This window comes from Streptomyces sp. NPDC060027 (genome assembly GCF_042737005.1).
In the GTDB taxonomy this organism is placed as follows: domain Bacteria; phylum Actinomycetota; class Actinomycetes; order Streptomycetales; family Streptomycetaceae; genus Streptomyces.
This window is the reverse complement of sequence record NZ_JBHWVI010000008.1, coordinates 59,531-81,746: the sequence shown is the minus strand read 5'-3', so window position 1 is coordinate 81,746 and position 22,216 is coordinate 59,531. Positions and strand designations below refer to the sequence as shown.

General features: G+C 72.2%; 18 protein-coding genes. 6 read left to right on the top strand and 12 right to left on the bottom strand.

From position 1 onward, the window contains the following. Positions 1–13: 13 nt before the first annotated feature. Together ACFWBT_RS03980 and ACFWBT_RS03975 are read left to right on the top strand one after the other, a co-directional pair. Positions 14–1,072, top strand: coding sequence for an NlpC/P60 family protein (locus ACFWBT_RS03980; RefSeq protein WP_385695536.1), 1,059 nt, complete (start codon positions 14–16; stop codon positions 1,070–1,072). A gap of 61 nt (positions 1,073–1,133) precedes the next feature. Next, positions 1,134–2,150, top strand: a complete 1,017-nt coding sequence (locus tag ACFWBT_RS03975; RefSeq protein ID WP_385695535.1) for a hypothetical protein — start codon at positions 1,134–1,136, stop codon at positions 2,148–2,150. 136 nt (positions 2,151–2,286) lie between these two features. Here ACFWBT_RS03975 and ACFWBT_RS03970 read toward each other — a convergent pair whose 3' ends face one another. The 5 genes from ACFWBT_RS03970 to ACFWBT_RS03950 all read right to left on the bottom strand — a co-directional run bounded on the left by ACFWBT_RS03970 (position 2,287) and on the right by ACFWBT_RS03950 (position 9,185). Next, positions 2,287–4,413 (bottom strand): 3-hydroxyacyl-CoA dehydrogenase NAD-binding domain-containing protein, encoded by a 2,127-nt coding sequence (locus tag ACFWBT_RS03970; protein ID WP_385695532.1) that lies wholly within the window; start codon positions 4,411–4,413, stop codon positions 2,287–2,289. Beyond that, the gene (locus ACFWBT_RS03965; RefSeq protein WP_385695530.1) at positions 4,410–5,636 is read right to left on the bottom strand and encodes a thiolase family protein; all 1,227 of its coding nucleotides are present in this window, start codon (positions 5,634–5,636) and stop codon (positions 4,410–4,412) included. The genes ACFWBT_RS03970 and ACFWBT_RS03965 overlap by 4 nt, the downstream gene beginning before the upstream one ends. A 502-nt stretch (positions 5,637–6,138) precedes the next feature. After that, positions 6,139–7,416, bottom strand: a complete 1,278-nt coding sequence (locus ACFWBT_RS03960) for a ribonuclease D (RefSeq protein WP_385695528.1) — start codon at positions 7,414–7,416, stop codon at positions 6,139–6,141. A gap of 154 nt (positions 7,417–7,570) precedes the next feature. Further along, entirely contained in the window at positions 7,571–8,233 is a 663-nt protein-coding gene (locus ACFWBT_RS03955; RefSeq protein WP_019073943.1) for a response regulator transcription factor, read from the bottom strand. Positions 8,234–8,516: 283 nt separating this feature from the next. Beyond that, entirely contained in the window at positions 8,517–9,185 is a 669-nt protein-coding gene (locus ACFWBT_RS03950) for a DUF3000 domain-containing protein (protein WP_385695525.1), read from the bottom strand. Positions 9,186–9,370: 185 nt separating this feature from the next. Between ACFWBT_RS03950 and hemE the strand changes: the two genes are divergently transcribed. Further along, positions 9,371–10,438 carry a uroporphyrinogen decarboxylase gene (gene hemE, locus ACFWBT_RS03945; RefSeq protein WP_385695522.1) on the top strand — a complete coding sequence of 356 codons (1,068 nt, stop codon included), beginning with the start codon at positions 9,371–9,373 and terminating at the stop codon, positions 10,436–10,438. A gap of 40 nt (positions 10,439–10,478) precedes the next feature. Here the strand turns inward: hemE and ACFWBT_RS03940 are convergent, their stop codons facing one another. Continuing rightward, the gene (locus tag ACFWBT_RS03940; RefSeq protein ID WP_385695519.1) at positions 10,479–11,297 is read right to left on the bottom strand and encodes a rhomboid family intramembrane serine protease; all 819 of its coding nucleotides are present in this window, start codon (positions 11,295–11,297) and stop codon (positions 10,479–10,481) included. Between the two features lie 200 nt (positions 11,298–11,497). On the opposite strand from ACFWBT_RS03940, the gene ACFWBT_RS03935 reads away from it, so the two are divergent. Beyond that, a complete protein-coding gene (locus ACFWBT_RS03935) occupies positions 11,498–11,830 on the top strand; it encodes a hypothetical protein (protein WP_385695516.1) in 333 nt (110 codons plus the stop codon). A gap of 81 nt (positions 11,831–11,911) precedes the next feature. Here ACFWBT_RS03935 and ACFWBT_RS03930 read toward each other — a convergent pair whose 3' ends face one another. Together ACFWBT_RS03930 and ACFWBT_RS03925 are read right to left on the bottom strand one after the other, a co-directional pair. Beyond that, positions 11,912–13,321: an FAD-dependent oxidoreductase gene (locus tag ACFWBT_RS03930; RefSeq protein WP_385695514.1), complete on the bottom strand. Its 1,410-nt coding sequence runs from the start codon at positions 13,319–13,321 to the stop codon at positions 11,912–11,914. A gap of 27 nt (positions 13,322–13,348) precedes the next feature. After that, entirely contained in the window at positions 13,349–14,380 is a 1,032-nt protein-coding gene (locus tag ACFWBT_RS03925) for a DUF4349 domain-containing protein (RefSeq protein ID WP_385695554.1), read from the bottom strand. Between the two features lie 266 nt (positions 14,381–14,646). Between ACFWBT_RS03925 and hemG the strand changes: the two genes are divergently transcribed. Both hemG and hemQ read left to right on the top strand, forming a co-directional pair. Next, positions 14,647–16,137 (top strand): protoporphyrinogen oxidase, encoded by a 1,491-nt coding sequence (gene hemG / locus ACFWBT_RS03920; RefSeq protein ID WP_385695511.1) that lies wholly within the window; start codon positions 14,647–14,649, stop codon positions 16,135–16,137. Positions 16,138–16,141: 4 nt separating this feature from the next. Next, the gene (gene hemQ / locus ACFWBT_RS03915) at positions 16,142–16,873 is read left to right on the top strand and encodes a hydrogen peroxide-dependent heme synthase (RefSeq protein WP_356462803.1); all 732 of its coding nucleotides are present in this window, start codon (positions 16,142–16,144) and stop codon (positions 16,871–16,873) included. Positions 16,874–16,937: 64 nt separating this feature from the next. On the opposite strand, the gene ACFWBT_RS03910 is transcribed toward hemQ, so the two are convergent. The 4 genes from ACFWBT_RS03910 to ACFWBT_RS03895 all read right to left on the bottom strand — a co-directional run bounded on the left by ACFWBT_RS03910 (position 16,938) and on the right by ACFWBT_RS03895 (position 22,086). Next, on the bottom strand, positions 16,938–18,629 hold the full coding sequence (locus tag ACFWBT_RS03910) for an alpha/beta hydrolase (protein ID WP_385695507.1): 1,692 nt from the start codon (positions 18,627–18,629) through the stop codon (positions 16,938–16,940). A gap of 120 nt (positions 18,630–18,749) precedes the next feature. After that, a complete protein-coding gene (locus tag ACFWBT_RS03905) occupies positions 18,750–19,559 on the bottom strand; it encodes a TIGR04222 domain-containing membrane protein (RefSeq protein ID WP_385695506.1) in 810 nt (269 codons plus the stop codon). Between the two features lie 127 nt (positions 19,560–19,686). Continuing rightward, positions 19,687–20,454 (bottom strand): DUF4142 domain-containing protein, encoded by a 768-nt coding sequence (locus ACFWBT_RS03900; RefSeq protein ID WP_385695503.1) that lies wholly within the window; start codon positions 20,452–20,454, stop codon positions 19,687–19,689. A gap of 303 nt (positions 20,455–20,757) precedes the next feature. Continuing rightward, positions 20,758–22,086 carry a DUF692 domain-containing protein gene (locus ACFWBT_RS03895; protein ID WP_385695502.1) on the bottom strand — a complete coding sequence of 443 codons (1,329 nt, stop codon included), beginning with the start codon at positions 22,084–22,086 and terminating at the stop codon, positions 20,758–20,760. Positions 22,087–22,216 lie beyond the last annotated feature (130 nt).

The following is a 22,216-nucleotide window of genomic DNA, read 5'->3' as shown; positions in this document are numbered from 1 at the left end:
TGGAGCCGTCACCATGCCGAAGCGCAAAGGCCGTCCCGTCCTCCACGCGGCCACGGTTCTCGCGCTGCTCGCGGGCAGCGCCTACTTCACCTTCGAACTCCGCAAGGACGAGGAGGCGAAGGTCCCGGCCGTGCAGGCCGTCACCGACAAGCCGGCCCTGGAGAACTCGGGCAAGGCCACCGGCAAGCAGACCTGGGAGCGACTGAACAACCCGACCCGCTCCGTGCTGCGCGGCGAGAACGGCGACATCCTCGCCACCTTCACGGACGGCGCCCGCACCGCGACCCTCCGGGGCCCCTCCCGCACCCTCACCGAGCCGGCCAACACCCAGTCCCGTGTGGTGACACAGGACTGGGTGCGCCTGATGCCGGAGGCCTGGCGCAAGGGTGCCGAGAAGGAGAAGTGGTTCAAGGACTGGTTCAAGGAGTTCTACGGCAGCGAGGCCGACGACATCTTCGCGATCGCCTTCCAGTACGTCCAGGGCGCGCCGGTGAAGAAGGACGACGAGGGCGTCCCGTACGCGGGCGACGCGATCTTCGGCCCCTTCAAGGAGGACGGCGTCGACCGCCTCGAACAGAACGACTTCTACGACTACCTGGGCATCAACTACACCTTCCGCGACGGCACCTCGATGGTGGCGCGCAAGGAGCGCTACCGCGCCCTGGACTGCTCCGGGTTCATGCGCATGATCTGGGGCTACCGGGCCCGCTATCCGCTGATGGCGACGAATCTCTCCGGCGACGGACTGCCGCGCAGCGCCGACGGCATGGCCCGATCGAAGATCGGCGTCGACATCCTGAAGCTCTCCGGGCCGTCCCCCTGGTACACGCGCCCCAAGAACATCGACGTGGTCCAGCCCGGTGACCTCCTCTTCTTCAAGATGGACCACCGCACCGGCAACCACCTGGACCATGTCGCCCTGTACCTGGGTGTGGACACCGACGGCCACCGTGTCTTCGTCTCCAGCCGCAAGGAGGTCAACGGACCGACCATGGGCGACAAGGGCGGTGCCTCCCGGATCGACGGCAACGGTTTCTACGCCGGGCTGCTGCGCAGCGCCAAGCGCCTGTGAGCGGCTGACCGGTGCGGGGGCGGGCCTCGGCGAGCGGCCCGTCCCCGATTAAGGTGAACCGGTGAACGTCGACTGGCTCATACGTGGCCGTGACGGCAGGCTCAGTGCGTACCTGCTGTCGGAGGCCACCGTCCGCTGCCGGGCGGAGCGCGGACCCGGTGGCCCCTGGGACCCTCCGCGCACCGTGGGCGGCGCCCAACGCCTGCACCCCGTCATGGCCTTGGGCCAGGGACCCGACCTCTACACCCATCTTGTCTCCTGGCGTCCGACCGTCCGCGACGAGTCGGGCCTCGTCCACTCGACCCACTTCCGGCCGGACCTCTCCGCCCTCGACTGGAACCCGATCGGTCACCCCGACCGCACCGGGGGTCGGACCGGCAACCCCGCCGTCGCGGTCGACGCGGAGGGGCGCGCCCATGTCTTCGTGCGCAACAAGAGCGGCGGAGTCAGCATGGTCGGCCAGAAGCTGAAGGGCGGCTGGGGGCCCTGGCGCGACCTCAAGGGGTATGACGTCCAAGGGGACTTGGCGGCCGTGACGGGGATGTCCGGCCGAGTCGAGTTGTACGCGGCCGTCCCGGGCGGCGTTCTGCACTGGCGCCAGGAGGAGCCGGGCTCGGTACCCGCCCTGGACGAGGCGCTGGAGGCACCGGTCCGCCCGGACACCCTGCGCGCGCTCGCGACCTCGATCGGCTCCACGACGCTCTTCTTCACCGACGAGTCGGGCGATGTGTGCGCCTGGCGTCCCGGCACCAAGCCCGTGGCCCTCCTGGCCTCGGCCGGCCCGGGTCCCGTCTGCGTCGTCCGCTGCGAACTGGACGGCCATGACTGCACGTTGCTCGCCCAGCGCTCGGCGAGCGGACGGGTGGCCTTCGCCGCCTACCCGACCGAGGACGAGTCGGCGGGCGCGTGGTGGACGGAGTCGGGGCCGGAACTCCCCGCCGACGCCCTGGTGTCGCTGACGGAGGACGAGGAGGGCCGGGTGGTCGCCGCGACGCTCTCCCCGGGCACCGGCGAACTCCGGGTCACCCGCCGCAAGGACGAGCCGGGGATCGCGCTGGAGGCATGGCGGGCGGTGTGACGCCGAAGGCCCCGGCCAGGTCACCCTGCCCGGGGCACGGCACGCTCGGCACTCCCACGGCGTCCACCCGTCCCGACACCGACGAAAGAGGGCCCCCGCCGAAGCGGAGGCCCTCTTCACGTATGCCGTACGGCCGTTACGCGGGAACCGAAGCCACGCCGGGCTCCAGGAACCGCTTCCCGGTCACTCGCTCGGAGACACCCTCACGGTCCAGGTACGGCGTGATGCCGCCCAGGTGGAAGGGCCAGCCGGCACCGGTGATCAGGCAGAGGTCGATGTCCTGCGCCTCGGCGACGACACCCTCGTCGAGCATGAGCCCGATCTCCTGGGCGACCGCGTCGAGGACCCGGGCGCGCACCTGCTCCTCCGACAGGACGACATCGCCCTGCTTGAGGAGCGCGGCGACCTCGGGGTCCAGCTCCGGCTTGCCGGAGTCGTAGACGTAGAAGCCGCGCTTGCCCGCCTTGACGACGGCCGCGAGGTTCGGGGAGACCGTGAAGCGGTCCGGGAAGGCCCGGTTGAGGGTCTCCGAGACGTGCAGACCGATCGCGGGACCGACCAGTTCGAGGAGGACCAGCGGGGACATCGGCAGTCCGAGCGGCTCGATGGCCTTCTCGGCGACCTCGACCGACGTGCCCTCGTCGATGACGTTCTGGATCTCGCCCATGAAGCGGGTCAGGATGCGGTTCACGACGAACGCCGGGGCGTCCTTGGTGAGGACCGCGGTCTTCTTCAGCTTCTTGGCGACGGCGAACGCCGTGGCCAGCGAGGCGTCGTCCGTCTGCTCGCCGCGCACGATCTCCAGGAGCGGGAGGATCGCGACCGGGTTGAAGAAGTGGAAGCCCACGACCCGCTCGGGGTTCTTCAGCTTCGACGCCATCTCGGTGACCGACAGCGAGGAGGTGTTGGTGGCGAAGATCGCGTGCGCCGGGGCGACCGCCTCGACCTCAGCGAACACCTGCTGCTTGACGCCGATCTCCTCGAAGACGGCCTCGATGACGAAGTCGGCGTCGGAGAAGCCCTCCGCCTTGTCCAGCACACCGGAGACCAGGGCCTTCAGGCGGTTGGCCTTGTCCTGGTTGACGCGGCCCTTGAGCAGCAGCTTGTCGATCTCGGCGTGGACGTAGCCCACACCCTTGTCGACGCGCTCCTGGTCGATGTCGGTCAGCACGACCGGCACCTCGAGGCGGCGCAGGAAGAGCAGGGCGAGCTGCGAGGCCATCAGGCCCGCGCCGACGACGCCCACCTTGGTGACCGGACGCGCCAGCGACTTGTCCGGCGCACCCGCCGGACGCTTGCCGCGCTTCTGCACCAGGTTGAAGGCGTAGATGCCGGAGCGCAGTTCGCCACCCATGATCAGGTCGGCGAGCGCCACGTCCTCGGCGTCGTACCCCTTCTGGAGGTCGCCGTCCTTGGCCGCGGCGATGATGTCCAGCGCGCGGTAGGCGGCCGGGGCGGCCCCGTGCACCTTGCTGTCGGCGACGAACCGGCCGCGCGCGACGGCCTGGTCCCAGGCCTCGCCGCGGTCGATCTCCGGGCGCTCGACGGCGATCTCGCCCTTGAGGACGGCGGCCGTCCAGAGCAGCGACTGCTCCAGGAAGTCCGCGCCCTCGAACAGCGCGTCGGCGATGCCGAGGTCGTAGACCTGGCCGCCCTTGAGCTGCTTGTTCTGGTTGAGCGAGTTCTCGATGATCACCGAGACGGCCTTGTCCGCGCCGATCAGGTTCGGCAGGATCGTGCAGCCGCCCCAGCCGGGGACCAGACCGAGGAAGACCTCGGGCAGCGAGAACGCCGGCAGGGCCGCGGAGACGGTCCGGTACGAGCAGTGCAGACCGACCTCGACGCCACCGCCCATCGCCGCGCCGTTGTAGTAGGCGAAGGTCGGGACCGCGAGGCCCGACAGGCGCTTGAAGACCTCGTGGCCGCCCTTGCCGATGGCGAGCGCGTCCTCGTGCCGCTTGAGCAGCTCGACACCCTTGAGGTCGGCGCCGACCGCGAAGATGAACGGCTTGCCGGTGACGCCGATACCGACGATCTCGCCGGCCGCGGCCTCCTTCTCGACCTGGTCGATGGCGGTGTTCAGGTTTGCCAGCGACGCGGGGCCGAAGGTGGTCGGCTTGGTGTGGTCGAAGCCGTTGTCCAGGGTGATGAGCGCGAAGCGCCCGGCACCGAACGGCAGGTCGAGGTGGCGTACGTTCGCGGACGTCACAACCTCGTCGGGGAACAGCTCGGCTGCGCCCTTCAGGAGTTCAGCGGTGGTCACTTGTCGCCTCCGGCGTCCTTGTGGTGCGGGTTCTCCCAGATCACCGTGGCGCCCATGCCGAAGCCGACGCACATGGTGGTGAGGCCGTAACGGACCTCCGGCTGCTCCTCGAACTGGCGGGCCAGCTGCGTCATCAGACGGACGCCGGAGGAGGCGAGCGGGTGGCCGTACGCGATGGCGCCGCCGTACTGGTTGACGCGCGCGTCGTCGTCGGCGATGCCGTAGTGCTCCAGGAAGGCGAGCACCTGGACGGCGAAGGCCTCGTTGATCTCGAAGAGGTTGATGTCCTCGATCGAGAGGCCGGCCTTGGCGAGAGCCTTCTCGGTGGCCGGGATCGGGCCGTAGCCCATGACCTCCGGCTCGACGCCCGCGAAGGCGTACGAGACCAGGCGCATCTTGACGGGCAGGTTGTTCTCGCGGGCGAAGTCCTCGGAGGCGAGGATCGACGCGGTCGCACCGTCGTTCAGACCGGCGGCGTTACCGGCGGTGACCCGGCCGTGGACGCGGAACGGGGTCTTCAGGCCGGACAGGTTCTCCAGCGTGGTGCCCGGACGCATCGGCTCGTCGGCGGTGACCAGGCCCCAGCCCGTCTCACCGACCTCCGCGTTGGTGTTGCGCACCGAGATCGGCACCAGGTCCTGCTGGATCTTGCCGTTGGCGTACGCCTTGGCGGCCTTCTCCTGCGAGCGCACGGCGTACTCGTCGGCGCGCTGCTTGGTGATCGTGGGGTAGCGGTCGTGCAGGTTCTCGGCGGTCATCCCCATGAACAGGGCGGACTCGTCGACCAGCTTCTCGCTGACGAACCGCGGGTTCGGGTCCACGCCCTCGCCCATGGGGTGGCGCCCCATGTGCTCGACACCGCCGGCGATGACGGCGTCGTACGCGCCGAAGGCGATGGAGCCCGCGGTGGCGGTGACGGCGGTCAGCGCGCCCGCGCACATGCGGTCGATGGAGTAGCCGGGGACCGACTGGGGGAGTCCGGCGAGGATGCCGGCCGTGCGGCCCAGGGTCAGACCCTGGTCACCGATCTGCGTGGTCGCCGCGATGGCGACCTCGTCGATCTTCTTGGGGTCAAGACCGGGGTTGCGGCGCAGCAGCTCCCGGATGGCCTTCACGACGAGGTCGTCGGCACGGGTCTCGTGGTAGATGCCCTTCGGGCCCGCCTTGCCGAACGGGGTGCGGACGCCGTCTACGAAGACGACGTCCCTGACGGTACGAGGCACGATGGCTCTCCTCCAGATGCGGGATGGCACTGCTGCGCGGACACACGCCTGAGCGCGCGCTCAGCACCCATGCTACTTACGAGTAACCAACCTGCCCAGTCCCGAGGCCGGGAGCGGCGAAGGTCACATCCGGAAGGGCTGCGTGTTCCCGGCCAAGCCCATCATGTGCGGGCGCCCGGCATCGGCGCGCCGCTCCGGACCGGCCTTGCGGGCGGGGGTGGTGGACGGTCCGCGGTACGGCGGCCCCACCTGCCGCGACGGCGTTCCGGAGGGCGGGGAGGCCGGGGAACCGGGTGGCGCGGTCGGGCGGCCCAGGATCTTGGCGTGATCTCGACGTCCGGTCGACGTCCCGATTCCGCTTCCAGGACCCGTTCGGAGCACACGCGGCGCGCGGAGCGGGCGGAAAGAGCGGAGTGCGCGAGCGTACGGGCGGCGCGGGAGGCGCCCCGGACCGACGGTCCGCGAGCTCCGGCCCGCCCCTCGCGTCGTACCGTCTCGGCCTCTAGGCGGCCTTCAGGGACAGCGCGGTCACCAGCACCGGCGTGACCAGCTCGACCTGCCAGGGCCGGGCCCCGTAGCCGGTGAGCGCGGCGCCCACGGACTCGGTGTCCGGCACCGCGGGCGGCTCCCAGCACACGCGCCGCACGGTGTCCGGGGTGATCAGGTTCTCCTGCGGCATGTTCAGCCGCTCGGCCAGCGCGGAGACGGCGGCCCGCGCGGCGGAGAGCCGGGCCGCGGCGGCCGGGTCCTTGTCGGCCCAGGCCCGCGGCGGGGGAGGTCCGGTCACCGGCTGCCCCGGCTGCGGCAGCTCGACGTCCGGCAACTCCTTCGCCCGTTCGACCGCGGCCTGCCACTGCTCCAGCTGGCGGCGGCCCATGCGGTGCCCGAAGCCGTTCAGGGCGGCCAGGGCGTGCAGGTTGGCGGGCACGGCCAGGGCCGCCTCGACGATCGCCGCGTCCCCGAGCACCTTGCCCGGCGAGATGTCCCGGCGCTGAGCGACCCGGTCCCGGGTCTCCCACAGCTCCCGGACGACGGCCATCTGACGGCGGCGGCGCACCTTGTGCATCCCGGACGTACGGCGCCAGGGGTCCTTGCGCGGCGGCGCGGGCTCGGCCTGCGCGATCGCGTCGAACTCCTGCCGGGCCCATTCCAGCTTGCCCTGCCGGTCGAGTTCCTTCTCCAGGGCGTCGCGCAGGTCGACGAGGAGTTCCACGTCGAGCGCGGCGTAGCGCAGCCAGGGCTCGGGCAGCGGGCGGGTCGACCAGTCGACGGCGGAGTGCCCCTTCTCCAGGACGAAGCCGAGGACGCTCTCGACCATCGCGCCCAGGCCCACCCGGGGGAACCCGGCCAGGCGTCCGGCCAGCTCGGTGTCGAAGAGGCCGGTGGGGATCATGCCTATCTCGCGGAGACAGGGCAGGTCCTGGGTGGCGGCGTGCAGCACCCACTCGGCCCCGGAGATCGCCTCGCCCAGACCCGACAGGTCGGGACAGGCGACGGGGTCGATCAGCGCGCTGCCGGCGCCTTCGCGGCGCAGCTGCACGAGATAGGCGCGCTGGCCGTATCGGTACCCGGACGCGCGTTCGGCGTCGACGGCCACCGGGCCGGATCCGGCGGCGAAGGCGGCGATCATCTCGGCGAGCGAGGCGTCGTCGGCGATCACGGGCGGAATGCCTTCTCGGGGCTCAAGCAAAGGGATCGGCGCCGGTTCGACGTCGTCCGGAGGGCCGCCTCCGGTGGTTCGCAGTGAGCTGTCTGCTGCGGTCTCTTGGGCGTCGGTCACCTGTCAAGGGTATCTGTGTATGGACAACGCCCGCCGACGGAACGTTCCGTCGACGGGCGTCTGAGGGTCGCAAACCAGTCAGGCAGGTGAAAGATCCGGTTCACGCGCGAGGAGGATGCCGGGGCCGGGGGGAGGGGGCGGTGTCGGGAAGGGGTCAGTGGATGATTCCGGTCCGCAGGGCCACCGCGACCATCCCGGCGCGGTCGCCCGTGCCGAGCTTGCGGGCGATGCGGGCGAGGTGGCTCTTCACGGTCAGTGCGGACAGGCCCATGGAGACGCCGATGGCCTTGTTCGACTGGCCTTCCGCGACCAGTCGCAGGACCTCGACCTCACGTCCGGACAGTTCGCGGTAGCCGCCCGGGTGGCTCGGGGCACCCGGGGGGCGGCGGTGCATACGGGCGGCGGCCGAACCGATGGGCGCGGCGCCGGGCCGGGTGGGGAGCCCGACGTTCGTACGGGTGCCGGTGACGACGTAGCCCTTGACGCCGCCCGCGAGGGCGTTGCGCACGGCGCCGATGTCGTCGGCTGCGGAGAGGGCGAGGCCGTTGGGCCAACCGGCGGCTCGGGTTTCGGAAAGGAGGGTGAGGCCGGAACCATCCGGCAGGTGGACATCGGCGACACAGATGTCGCGCGGGTTGCCGATTCGGGGACGGGCCTCCGCGACGGACGACGCCTCGATGACGTCGCGCACTCCGAGCGCCCACAGATGGCGGGTGACGGTGGAGCGGACCCGGGGGTCGGCCACGACCACCATGGCGGTCGGCTTGTTCGGGCGGTAGGCGACCAGGCTTGCGGGCTGCTCGAGGAGAACGGACACCAGGCCTCCTGGGGTGCGGGGACGGGGACCGGCTCTGGGGGGGCGAGCCAGGACGAACCGTGCTTTCAAGGTCACAGACGTCTTCGGCATCAAACCCATCGACCTTTAGAGAATGATCACGATGTGGTGAGTAACAATCCGTGCAATTCGGACACGCGATCGATCATCCGAAGATCGAACCGAGTCGTTCCACGTCGATACGCGGCCGAAAGTGGTCGTATCGACAAAGGGCCCGGTAAGAAAACGGAAAGGGCGCGCGCGTCGGCGCGCGCCCCCTCGGTGGTCAGCGGGACTGTGGTCCCCGGCGCTGCGGAAGGGTGACCACCGAGGCGTCACCCGGAGGCACCGGCGGCAGCCCGGCGATCTGGCACAGCAGGTCGCACCAGCCCGCGAGGTGCGCGGCCGTGTCCGGAACGCCGCCGAGGCCCTCCCGGGGTGTCCACGACGCGCGGATCTCGATCTGCGAGGCGGCCGGGCGCTCCGCGAGCCCGCCGAAATAGTGCGAGCTCGCGCGCGTGACGGTGCCGCTCGCCTCGCCGTACGACAGACCGCGGGCCTGGAGCGCGCCGGTCAGCCACGACCAGCAGACCTCGGGGAGCAGCGGGTCGGCGGCCATCTCCGGCTCCAGCTCCGCGCGGACGAGGGTCACCAGACGGAAGGAGCCCTGCCAGGCGTCGTGCCCCGCCGGGTCGTGCAGCAGGACGAGGCGGCCGTCGGCCAGATCCTCGTCGTCGGCGACGACCGCGGCCTCCAGCGCGTACGAGTACGGAGCCAGGCGTTGCGGTGGTCGCGTCGGGTCGATCTCGATGTCCGGCCGCAGCCGCGCGGCCCTCAGGCCGTCGACGGCCGCCCGGAAGGGCAACGGGGCCGTGTCCGCCGCATTCCTGTCCTCCTCCTTCGCGTCGTCCATTCCGCCAGCGCCGTCCGACAGTCGTCCCTGAGCCGCAGCCATGCGGGGAAGATTAAGGGGAACGGAGCCCGCGCGCAGGGAGAGACACCCGTGCGTGGGACCCCTGTCCGGATCACGCCATGTGAACGCGGTCGTCCGGGCGGGTGCTCCGGGTGCCGGAGCGGGGGGCGGCCGGCGGCCCGGAGCCCGGGACGGTGACGCCCGTGAGCCGTGGGAGACTTTCCGTCGTGAGCGCCAACCACAGCCCCGCCGGGCAGCAGCCGACAGCCACGTACGAGTCCGCCTTCCTCAAGGCGTGCAGGCGCGAGCCCGTGCCGCACACGCCCGTGTGGTTCATGCGGCAGGCCGGTCGCTCACTGCCCGAGTACCTCAAGGTGCGCGAGGGCATCCCCATGCTGGAGTCCTGCATGCGGCCCGACCTGGTCGCCGAGATCACCCTCCAGCCGGTCCGCCGGCACGGCGTGGACGCGGCGATCTACTTCAGCGACATCGTCGTCCCGCTGAAGGCCATCGGCGTCGACCTCGACATCAAGCCGGGCGTCGGCCCCGTCGTCCAGAACCCGATCCGCACCCGCGCCGACCTGGCCCAGCTGCGCGATCTGACCCCCGAGGACGTCTGGTACGTCACGGAGGCGATCCAGCTCCTGACGGCCGAGCTCGGCGAGACCCCCCTCATCGGTTTCGCGGGCGCGCCTTTCACCCTCGCGAGTTACCTCGTGGAGGGCGGTCCGTCCAAGAACCACGAGCACACCAAGGCGCTCATGTACGGCGACCCGCAGCTGTGGGCCGACCTGCTCGACCGTCTCGCCGAGATCACCTCCGCCTTCCTCAAGGTGCAGATCGAGGCGGGCGCGAGCGCCGTCCAGCTCTTCGACTCCTGGGTCGGCGCCCTGGCCCCCGCCGACTACCGCCGCTCGGTGATGCCGGCGTCCACCAAGGTCTTCGACGCCGTCGCCTCGTACGGCGTCCCGCGCATCCACTTCGGCGTCGGCACCGGTGAGCTGCTCGGCCTCATGGGCGAGGCGGGCGCGGACGTGGTCGGCGTCGACTGGCGCGTCCCGCTCGACGAGGCCGCCCGCCGCGTCGGTCCCGGCAAGGCGCTCCAGGGCAACCTCGACCCCGCGGTCCTGTTCGCCCCCACCGAGGCCCTCGAGGCCAAGACCCGCGAGGTGCTCGACGCCGCCGCCGGTCTGGAGGGCCATGTCTTCAACCTCGGCCACGGCGTCCTGCCCAGCATGGACCCGGACGCGCTGACCCACCTCGTGGAGTACGTGCACACGCGGACGGCCCGCTAGAGCCCGTCCCCGGACCGTTCCGCGGAGCGGGGCGGCCGGTTCACCAGCCGTGCCGTGCCCGTCTGCCCCACAGCAGGCGGCGCGGCTCGGGCGGGGGCGGGGTGCCGGGGCGCAGCGGCCAGGCCAGGAGCATGCCGGCGAGAAACCCGACGACATGCGCCGCGTAGGCCACGGTGCCCGCGGCGGGCACCGCGGCGCCGGACGAGTACGCCGCCTGGAGCACGAACCAGAAGCCCAGCACGAGCCACGCGGGCAGCCGGAGCGGCAGGAACACCAGGAACGGGACGAGCACCCAGACCCTGGCCTTCGGATACAGCACCAGATAGGCGCCGAGGACCCCGGCGATCGCCCCCGAGGCGCCGATCAGCGGGTCCCCCGAGTCGGCGTTCACCAGCGCGAAGCCGTACGCCGCCGCGAAACCGCACGCGACGTAGAACAGCGTGAACCGCACATGTCCGAGCCGGTCCTCGATGTTGTTGCCGAAGATCAGCAGGAAGAGCATGTTGCCCAGCAGGTGCAGCCAGCTCCCGTGCAGGAACAGCGCCGTGACCACCGACAGCGGCGGCGACTTGTCGTAGTCCGGCGGGCCCACCACACAGCCCACCCCGTGCGGACCGGCACCGACGTCACCGGTCGGCACCAGACGCGGCATGTGATGGTGGATCAGTTCCTGTGGCACGGCGGCGTAGTGGTCCAGGAACGCGTGCAGATGACACAGCTGCGAGAGCGCGCTGTCCCCCGCCACCGATCCGGCGAGACCGGGGGTGTAGAGGAACACGAGGACATTGGCGGCGATCAGCGCGTACGTCACATAGGGCGTGCGCCGCACCGGGTTCACGTCATGGACGGGTATGACCACGAGGAAGTACTGCCCCCGATGTGCCGGGCGAATCCGCGCTCCACCGGGCCCGGAGCGGTGCCCGGCCGGCCCGGCGGCCGGTGCGGTCTCCCACTGAACACATGTGCCCCCGCAGCCGTATGTCTCCTCAACCGCCCGCGCCGCGACGAAGACGCGACGCGGGTTCGACGCGACGACGTGAAGACGTGAGGACACAGGCGATGAGCGACCGAGTTACTCCTCCGATGCATGCCCTGCCCGACGGCGAGGCGGAGATCGCCCTGGTGCTGCACCTCCCCTGGGAGGACGTCGCCGCGCTCGGCCAGGAGGCGGGACGCCTCGCGGCGCGGATGCAGCGGCCCGTGACCCTGGACGAGGCCGTCAGCCATCGGCTGCGGTCCTCGCGGTCGGCGGCGCACGCGAAGCCGGCCCAGTCACCGCCCGCGGTCACCCCGCCGGCCTCGGTCTCCTCGCTGCCGGCCCGGCCGCCCGCGGAGCAGGCCCGGCAGGCGATAGACCGGATCAACGGGACGGCAGGGCACGAGTCCGCGTAACCGGGCGCGTCGGCCGTCGCGGGCCGTCGACCGGGCGCCGTACGCGCCCGGCACGGCAGCCGGCGCATCTTCGCGCGCCCGTCACCGGTCGCCGTGCCGCACCTTCGCCACCGCTTTGCGGGCCGCCACCAGCACGGGGTCCCAGACCGGCGAGAAGGGCGGCGCGTAGCCGAGATCCAGCATCGTCATCTGTTCCACCGTCATGCCCGCGGTCAGCGCCACGGCCGCGATGTCCACGCGCTTCGCCGCGCCCTCCCGGCCGACGATCTGCACGCCGAGCAGCCGCCCCGTGCGGCGCTCCGCGAGCAGCTTCACCGTCATGAGGGCGGCGTCCGGGTAGTAGCCCGCGCGGCTCGTCGACTCGATGGTGACGGTCTCGAACCGCAGGCCCGCGCGGTGCGCGTCCTTCTCGCGCAGCCCGGTGCGGGCGATCTCCAGATCACAGACCTTGCTCACGGCCGTGCCGACCACACCGGGGAAGGTGGCGTATCCGCCGGCCACGTTGGAGCCGATCACCTGCCCGTGCTTGTTCGCGTGGGTGCCCAGCGCGATGTGCCGCTCGCGGCCCGAGACCAGGTCGAGCACCTCGACGCAGTCGCCGCCCGCCCAGATGTCCTCGTGCCCGCGCACCCGCATCGCCAGGTCGGTGAGCAGCCCGCCGTGCTCGCCGAGGGGCAGCCCCGCCGCCCGGGCGAGCGTCGTCTCGGGGCGTACGCCGATGCCGAGCACCACCACGTCCGCCGGATACGTGGCGTCCTCCGTTACCACCGCGCTGACCCGCCCCTCGTCGCCGGTGAGGAACGCGGTGACCTCGGCGTCGTCGACCATGGTGATCCCGAGGCCCTCCATGGCGGTGTGCACCAGGCGGCCCATGTCCGGATCGAGCGTGGACATGGGTTCCTTGCCGCGGTTGACGACCGTCACCTCGTACCCGCGATTGATGAGCGCCTCGGCCATCTCCACGCCGATGTAGCCCGCGCCGACGACCACGGCGCGGCGGCCCCCCGCCGCCGCCAGCGAGTCGAGCAGGGCCAGTGCGGCGTCCAGGGTCTGCACGCCGTGCACGCCCGGCGCGTCGGCTCCCGGCAGGTCGGGGCGGATCGGACGCGCGCCCGTCGCGATCACGAGTCTGTCGTACGACGTCCACTCCTCGGCCCCGCTGCCGAGGTCCAGGGAGCGCACCCGGGCGCCCGCGACGTCGATCTCCGTGACCTCCGTGCGCATCCGCAGGTCGATGGCGCGCTTGCGGTGTTCCTCGGGCGTCCGCGCGATCAGCCGGTCGCGATCGGAGACGTCGCCGCCCACCCAGTACGGGATGCCGCACGCCGAGTAGGACGTGAAGTGGCCCCGCTCGAACGCCACGATCTCCAGCTCGTCGGGACCGCGCAGCCGACGCGCCTGTGACGCGGCGGACATGCCCGCCGCGTCACCGCCGATCACGACCAGTCGTTCCCGGGCCCCACCACTACCGCTCGTACCGTTCACGCTCATACGAACACGCTACGGGGGCCCGGCACTTCAGTCCTCCTCGCGGCCTTCCGCGGCTCCGCCGCGCGCGGGCGGGGCGGCCATCGGCGCGACCTCACCGGCCGGAGCCGGAGCCGGGCCGGGAGCCGGGCGGGAAGCCGGAACCGGGACCGCCGACGCCGGCGCGGCGGCACTCGGGGCCGGACCCGAAGCCACCGCCGGGGCCGGGCGGCGGGGCAGCCGGGGACGCACGACACGCATCCACACCAGGACGATCAGCGCCAGCACCGCCGCGAAGGGGAGCAGCGCCCCGATCGCCAGGGCCAGCCAGCGCACCATGGTGACCAGCACGTCCCAGCCGCCCTGGAGCGCGTCCAGGAAGCCCGGGTCCTCGTCCTTCTTCTCGGCCTTCTTCACCGGGGTCTCGGACAGCGAGAGGGTGATCGTGGCCAGGCTCGTGCGGTCCTTCAGCGACGCCTGCTGGGCGAGCAGCGATTCCAGGTCGGACTGCCGGCTGCTCAACTCCCCTTCCAGGGTGACGACATCACTGAGTTTGGTCGCCTGGTCCATCAGTTCACGGACCCGGGCCACGCTGGCGCGCTGCGACTTGACGCGGCTCTCCACGTCCACGACCTGATCGGTGACGTCCTGAGCCTTGGCCGTCCGCTCGACGACCTTGCCGGTGCCCTCCAGATCGGCCAGCACCTGGTCGTACCGCTCGGTGGGCACCCGCAGGACGACGCGGGTGCGCTCGTGACCCCTGCCGTCACGGGTGGTGGTCTCGTTGCCGACATAGCCGCCGGCGTTCTCGGCCGTCGCCCGGGCGTCGTCCAGGGCCTTGGCCACCTCCTTGACCTCGACGGTCAGGGAAGCGGTACGGATGATGCGGTTCACCGTCACCTTGGGCGGGGCGGCCTTGCGTCCGGTCGAGCTGTTGCTCCCGGCCGCACCCGAGTCCGCCCTCTCCGCGGGGCCGGCCTTGGCGTCTCCGGCGTCCTGCGCGTACCCCTTGTCGCTGCTGCTGCCGCCCGAATCATCGGCGGCGCCGCATCCCGTCAGCGCGAGCGTGGTGACGAGGAACATCCCCGCGAGGACCCGGGCCGGGCGGGCGGTGCGTCCTGATGCGGCGGGTGAGACGGACGAGACAGGCGGCACGGGCCGTGCCGTACGTCCGGAGCTGCGTGTGAGCATGCGGGCTACCCCCAGGGTGGTGACGACTGACGGTCCTTCGACGCCGGACCGGCACCGGACGTTGGCGGGATCCGGTCCCGATGCGGTCACGGTCCGGACTCGCTCGGGACACCGGGCTCCCCACCGGAGGTGCCGGCGGGGTTTGAGAAGGTGGAGTCATGCGCGAAGAGGACACTCCTACGGGTTCGGGACACGTCGTGGTCGTCGGCGGGGGGATCGCGGGACTGGCCGCCGCCCACCGTCTGCTGGGGCGGGGCGCCCGCGTCACCGTCCTGGAGGCGTCGGACCGCGTCGGCGGCAAGCTGCTGCCCGGTGAGATCGCGGGCGTACGCGTGGACCTCGGCGCCGAGTCGATGCTGGCGCGCCGCCCGGAGGCCGTGGACCTCGCCCGCGAGGCCGGACTCGGCGACCGCCTCCGGCCGCCCGCCACCGCGACGGCCTCCCTGTGGAACCGAGGCGTCCTGCGCCCCATGCCCAAGGGCCACGTCATGGGCGTCCCCGGCAGCGCCTCCGCACTCGCCGGCGTCCTCTCCGAAGAGGGCCTGCGCCGCATCGAGCGGGACGCCGACCTGCCCCGCACGGAGGTGGGCGACGACATCGCCGTGGGCGAGTACGTGGCGGCACGCCTCGGCCGCGAGGTCGTCGACCGCCTCGTCGAACCCCTCCTCGGCGGCGTGTACGCGGGCGACGCCTACCGCCTCTCCCTGCGCCTCGCCGTCCCCCAGCTCTACGCCGCCGCCCGCACGCACACCTCCCTCACCGAGGCCGTCCGCGAGATCCAGGCCAAGGCGGCCGCCGCCGGGCAGACCGGCCCGGTGTTCATGGGCATCGACGGCGGAGTGGGTCAACTGCCGCTCGCCGTCGCCGAGTCCGTGACGGCACGCGGGGGCGAGATCCTCACCGGGACGCCGGTGACCGAGCTGCGCAGGACCGTGTCGGCCGAGCCCGCCACCGGTGAGAGGCCGCGCGCCGCCTGGCGTGTCGTCGCCGGGGGCCGTGTCCTGCACGCCGACGCGGTCGTCCTGGCGCTGCCCGCCCCGGCCGCCGCCGGACTGCTGCGGGCCGAGGCCCCCGCCGCCGCGGCCGAGCTGGCCGCCGTGGAGTACGCGTCGATGGCCCTGGTGACCCTCGCCTACCGCGGCGGCGACATCACCCTCCCCGAGGGAAGCGGCTTTCTGGTGCCGCCGGTCGACGGGCACACGATCAAGGCGTCCACCTTCGCCTCCCGCAAGTGGGGCTGGATCGCCGACCAGGACCCCGGTCTGCTGGTGCTGCGCACCTCCGTCGGACGGTACGGCGAGACGGAGGTGCTCGGCCGGGCGGACGCCGACCTCGTCCAGGTGTCCCGGCACGACCTGCGGGAGGCGGTAGGGATCGACGCCGACCCGGTGGCGACCCGGGTGACCCGCTGGGACGACGGACTGCCCCAGTACCCCGTCGGTCACCACGCGCGCGTGGCCCGCGTCCGCGAGCACGTCGGGCGACTGCCGGGCCTCGCGGTGTGCGGCGCGGCGTACGACGGAGTCGGCATCCCCGCCTGCATCGCGTCCGCGTACGCGGCCGTCGACCGGCTCGGCGGAGACGGCGGCGCCCTGGACGCGCTGCGGACCGACCCGGTGCAGAGCCTGCACGGCGGCGCGGGAGAATAGCCGCATGAGTGACGACGCCCCCACCACCGAGTCCGGCAGGGTCCCGAACAAGGGCAAGCTGGCCAAGGACCTCAACGAGGTCATTCGCTACACCCTGTGGTCCGTCTTCCGGCTGAAGGACGTGCTGCCCGAGGACCGCGCCGGATACGCCGACGAGGTCCAGGAGCTGTTCGACCAGCTCGCCGCGAAGGATGTCACCGTCCGCGGCACGTACGACGTGTCGGGGCTGCGCGCCGACGCCGACGTCATGATCTGGTGGCACGCCGAGACCAGCGACCAGCTCCAGGAGGCGTACAACCTCTTCCGGCGCACCCGGCTGGGCCGCGCTCTGGAGCCGGTCTGGTCGAACATGGCGCTGCACCGGCCCGCCGAGTTCAACCGCTCGCACATCCCGGCGTTCCTCGCCGACGAGACGCCGCGCGACTACGTCAGCGTCTACCCGTTCGTACGCTCCTACGACTGGTACCTGCTGGCCGACGAGGACCGCCGCCGCATGCTCGCCGACCACGGCAAGATGGCCCGCGGCTACCCCGACGTGCGCGCGAACACGGTCGCCTCGTTCTCGCTCGGCGACTACGAGTGGATCCTCGCCTTCGAGGCCGACGAGCTCTACCGCATCGTCGACCTCATGCGCCACCTGCGCGCCTCCGAGGCCCGGATGCATGTCCGCGAAGAGGTCCCGTTCTACACCGGCCGTCGCAAGGACGTCGCCGAGCTGGTCGCCGGCCTCGCCTGATCGGCACCACAAGAAGGCGGGCGCCCTAGGGAGGACGCCCGCCTTCCGGTGTTCGTGACCGCTGTCAGGGCGCCTGCCGGACCTTCGCCGTCGCGACGCGCGCGGAGGCCTTCGACGCCGCCGCACCCTTCACGTCCTTCGCGCCCTTGGTGCCCCGCGCACGACTGACCGGTGCCTGCGGCTTCGGCTCCGCGTGCGGCGCGCACGCCGCGCTCCGATCGGGCAGCCTGCCCTCCAGCAGGTAGGCGTTCAGATAGCCGTTGACGCACTTGTTGGGGCCGCCGCCGATGCCATGCGTACCGGCGCCGTTCTCGGTCACCAGCACCGAGCCCCACAGCCGCCGCTGCAACTCCTTGGCGCCCTCGTACGGCGTCGCCGCGTCCCGCTCGGCGGCCAGGATCAGCGTCGGCGGCAGCTCCCCGGGCAGCGTCCGCACGTCGAGCGGCTTCTGCCGCGGCCCGGACCAGTACGCGCACGGCAGATTCAGCCACACGTTGTCCCAGGTCTCGAACGGCGCGACCTGCGCGAGACGCGTGTTGTCGCGGTCCCAGACGCGCCAGTCGGTCGGCCAGGACGCGTCGTTGCACTCCACCGCGGTGTAGACCGCGCTGCCGTTCTCCTGCTCGGCGGCCGCCTCCGGATGCGGTCCCGCCACCTGGACCAGCGGCTTCGGGTCACCCTTCAGATAGGCGGACAGCGCCAGCGCGCGCTGCGGCCAGTAGTCGTCGTAGTACCCGGCCTGCAGGAACGCGCCCTGCAGCTGCGCCGGGCCCACCTTGCCGCCCGCGGGCTCGGCGGCGAGCCGCGCACGCGCCCTCTCGTAGGAACGCAGCACTTCCTCGGGCGTCCGGCCGAGCCCGTACACCTTGTCGTGCCGGGCCATCCACGCGCGGAAGTCCGCCCAGCGCACCTCGAACGCGGCCGACTGGTCGAGGTTGTTCCGGTACCAGATCTTGTCGGGGTCGGGGTTCACCGCGGAGTCGAAGACCATCCGGCGTACATGCGAGGGGAACAGCGTCGCGTACAGGGAGCCGAAGTACGTCCCGTACGAGGCGCCCATGAAGGTCAGCTTCCGCTCGCCGAGCGCGGCGCGCAGCACGTCCAGGTCGCGGGCGTTGTTGAGCGAGGTGTAGTGGCGCAGGCCGGAGCCCGAACGGAGGGCACAGCCGCGGGCGTACGCCTTGGCCTCCGCGATCCGTTCCTTCTTGTACGACTCCGAGGGGAACGTCGGGGAGTGCAGGGGCGCCTTCAGCAGGCGCCTCGGGTCCCGGCAGGACAGCGGCGCGGAGCGGTCCACGCCGCGCGGGGCGTAGCCGACGAGGTCGTACGCCGCCCCGATCGGCTTCCATTCGGGGAGGAAGCCGATCAGCGGGAAGTACATGCCGGAGGCCCCGGGCCCGCCGGGGTTGTAGACGAGGGCGCCCTGGCGCGGCACCCTGTGCTTCGAGTTGTGCGGGTCCTTGCCGGTGGCCTTGACGCGGCTGACGGTCAGTTTGATCCGCTTGCCGTCGGGGAGGGCGTAGTCGAGGGGCACCGTCACCGTGCCGCACTGGAGATTGCCCGGCAGACGCTCTTCCTTCGCGCACTTGCCGAAGCGGACGCCCGCGGCCGCGGCGCGCTGGGCGGCGACGGCGGTACCGCGCGCCTCGGCGGAGTCGGCCGGGGCGGGCCAGGCCGGTGCGCCACCCGCCGGAGCGGCGACGAGACCGGTCAGGAGCAAGGACCCTGCGGTTCCGTGGAGGACGGCAGCTCTCATCGCGAATCCCTTCAGCGCACGGCAGCGACAGAAAGGATGTTTCGTTCGACGGTTGGCGAAGTAAAGCACCGGCCGCCGGTGTCGGCGCCAATGACCCCGATGCGCCCCCCTGAGCGCCCGTCAGCCCCCTTCGCGAGCCCCCTGCAGCCAGCCGCCGAGTCCGGCGTCGCGGTCCCGGTGCGCCAGCGCCGCCCGCACCTCCGGCTCACCGATGGCGCGAACGCCGCGTACGGCGACGGACGTGAGGTACGTACGGTCGTCATCCGATGCGTCGGAGTGCCGGGCGAGCCTGCCGAGCAGTCGCTGGCCGGCCGGGGAGGCCCAGCGCGTGTAGGGGTGCACCTCGATCCGGGCGATGGCGAGACAGCTCACCGTCAGAAGGAGCGGGAGCGCGAACCAGACCGCCACCGGGATTTCGCTCCCGGTGCTCTGGGCCGGCAGCAGCAGGGCCGCGACGGCCAGCGCGAGGACCGCGGCCGCGGCGGCCCGGACCTGGCGGACCGCCTCCGCGACGGTGGTGCGGTCGCCGTCGGGAACGGCCAGGCCCGCCGCGACCAGGCGGTCCGCGAGACGGCGTACCGAGTCCGCGCCGGCCGCGGTCGCCCGCACCGGCGCTATCCGGGACTGGCCCTCCGGGCCGATGGCTCCGATGACCGAGCGCTCCATGTCGTCGCGCCCGCGCGGGTCCACCACCGTCGCCCAGCCGGTGTGCGCGAGCAGCAGCCGACGCTGCCGGGCCATCGACACCAGGGTCAGATCGGCCACCCGGGCCGGGCCGCCGGACAGGAAGGCCGCCTCGTACAGCGTGAGGTCGTGCCCGCGGGCCGCGTCGGCGTCGACCGACGCGGCGCGGACGGCGGCCAGGCACAGCCGGGTGCAGGAGATGCCGGCCGCGGCCCAGGCCAGGAGCAGGAGAAGGACCCAGAACATGGCGTTTTTCTATGCGAAGGGCCGGGCGGGCGCCATGCCTTATTCACTATGTGGGACGGAGCGTTGTGGGTCTGTGACGTTCCGTTTCCCGGCCGATACGGGACGGCCGGGACCTTGCGGACGTGCCCTAGGGCGTCGAGGTCGGGTTCGGGCGCGCGGCGGCCGGTGGGAGCGGATAGCCCGGGGACGGGGTCACCGGGACCGGCGACTGCGGGGACTGCGTCGGGCCGGGCGGCGCGGGGGAGGCGGTGAGCGGCGGCGGGCTCGCGGTCGCCGCGTCCTCCGCCAGCGCGTCGAAGTCCACGTATCCGGTCGCTTCCAGGACCTTGATGTGGTCGAGCACGGTGGTGTTCGCGTCGTCGGCGAGATCGCGTACGAGCGAGTTGCGGGTGTTCGCGCGGACCTGGGCGACCACGGAGAAGACCTTGCCGTGCGCCTTGCGCACGATGTTCGCGAAGGCCAAGTCGTACTCGGTGCCGTGCGCCGCGCTCAGCGTGGCCAGCCACTCGCGTTGCTGCGGATTGGGCTGGTTGGGCAGCTCCAGGCCGAGCCGGGCGGCGACATTGCGGACCCGGGAGTCCAGGAACGTGTGCCCCTCGATGAGGTGCTCACCGGCCGTCCGTACGGCCTGGGTGGTGCCGCGCTCCTGGGCCTGCTGACCCGCGGGCAGCTCCCAGAGCCCGGCCAGCCGCACCTTGGTGACGAACTCCCGGTCCAGGGCCGACAACGGACCGAACCGGGTCGGCACGGTGTCCGCGTTCAGGGTGTCCAGGCCGGTGCCGGCGCGGTCCGCGTACGACCAGATCGGAAAGGCCAGCGCGACCAGGGTCGCCAGGAGGGCGGTGATGATGAGCCCTGTTCCACTGACCAATCCGGTGCGGTTGTTGGATCGCATGGTGCCTCCTGTTGCGGCACCGCACGCTAGTGCGCCGTGGGTGCGGGTTGGCATATTACTGCGGGCGCTACGCCAACGGCCGTACAGGAGGTTTGGATCGAGCGGAGGGTGGAAGGCGCCGGTTGCGGTAGTTCGGGCGTACGTCAGAACGCCCTGAAATCGCAGGAAACGGACCCGCGCGGCACCTTCACGGAGAGCGGTGTTACTCCGGGCACACTCCGCGGACGCGGCGCGCCGCGGTGCTGTAGTCGAGGCGGCGCGCCGTGACCGGCGCGAGCGCGGGGGCCCGGCCGACACGCTTGGTCAGCGGCGCAGCAGCGCCCTCCGGGTGGCGCGGGCCAGCCGGGCCCCGGGCCGCCGCGACAGCGGGGCCGGACCCGATCGCTCCAGCCACCAGTCACGCAGCCGCCGCGTCTCCGCACCCTCCGGGAGCCCCGTCAGCAGCAGATGCTCGGCGAAGTCCAGGGCGTCGCGCCGGTACCCGTCGGTCATCGGATGACCCTGCGCGTACGCGAGGAACGCCGGCCGGTAGCCGTCCGCGAGGATCTCCGGCAGCTCCGGGGCCACCTTCGCCACGACGTCCGCCCGCTTGGCGGCGAGTGCGCGCGCCTGCATCCCGAGCCGGACGCGGTCGAACCCCTCGGGCACCGGGGTCCCCGCCACGAGCGAGGACAGCAGCGCGGCCTGCGACAGCGCCAGCCGCTGACGGGTGGCGTCCTCGACGTCGGGGCCGGCATTCGTGCCGACCGGGCTGCTCACCCGTACGGACGCGGCCCGCGCGGTCCCTCCGGGCAGGGGTCCCGCCTGCTCCAGCGTCTCCCGGATCGCCGCCAGCTCGCGCTCCAGTTCGGCCGGTTCGGGGAAGTTCTCGTCCCGTTCCAGGAGGACCCCGGGCGGAGTCACCCGGGACGCGAGGTCGGCGAGGATGTCGAGAACGGGCCGGGGGACGGGATGGGCGTGGCTGTCGTGCCATACGCCGTCGCGTTCGAAGCCGCCGGCGACGTGGACGTAGGCGATGGCCTCGACCGGGAGTTCGTCGAGGGCCTTGGCGGGGTCCTCGCCGCGGTTGACGTGGTTCGTGTGCAGGTTGGCCACGTCGATGAGCAGCCGGACGCCGGTGCGGTCGACCAGGTCGTAGAGGAACTGTCCCTCCGTCATCTCCTCGCCGGGCCAGGAGATCAGCGCGGCGATGTTCTCCACCGCGAGGGGCACGGGCAGCGCGGCCTGAGCGGCGCGAATGTTCTCGCACAGGACGTCCAGCGCGTCCCGGGTGCGCGGAACCGGCAGCAGGTGCCCGGCCTCCAGAAGCGGTGAGGCGGTGAGCGGGCCGCCCGCCCGCACGAACGCGATGTGCTCCGTGACGAGCGGTGAGCCCAGGGCCTCGGCGCGTTCGGCGAGCGCGGTGAGCCGGGACTCGTCGGGACGGTCGGCTCCGCCGAGTCCCAGGGAGACCCCGTGCGGCACCACCGTGACACCCCGCTCGCGCAGCCGCAGCAGCGACTCGGGGACATGGCCGGGGCACACGTTCTCCGCCACGGCCTCGACCCAGTCGATGCCGGGCATGCGCTCCACGGCCTCGGCGATCTCAGGCCGCCACCCGATTCCCGTACCCAGCCGCGTCGGCTGCCGCATGTCCCCTCCTCCGTCACGACCTCGACCGGGCCGCTTGCGTGTCGTCCCCTCACGACGGCCCGAGTTCCGGCGTGACGGAGTCATGGCCCCGGGAGCCGGCGCCGAACCCACCGGAGCGGACCTTCAGAGC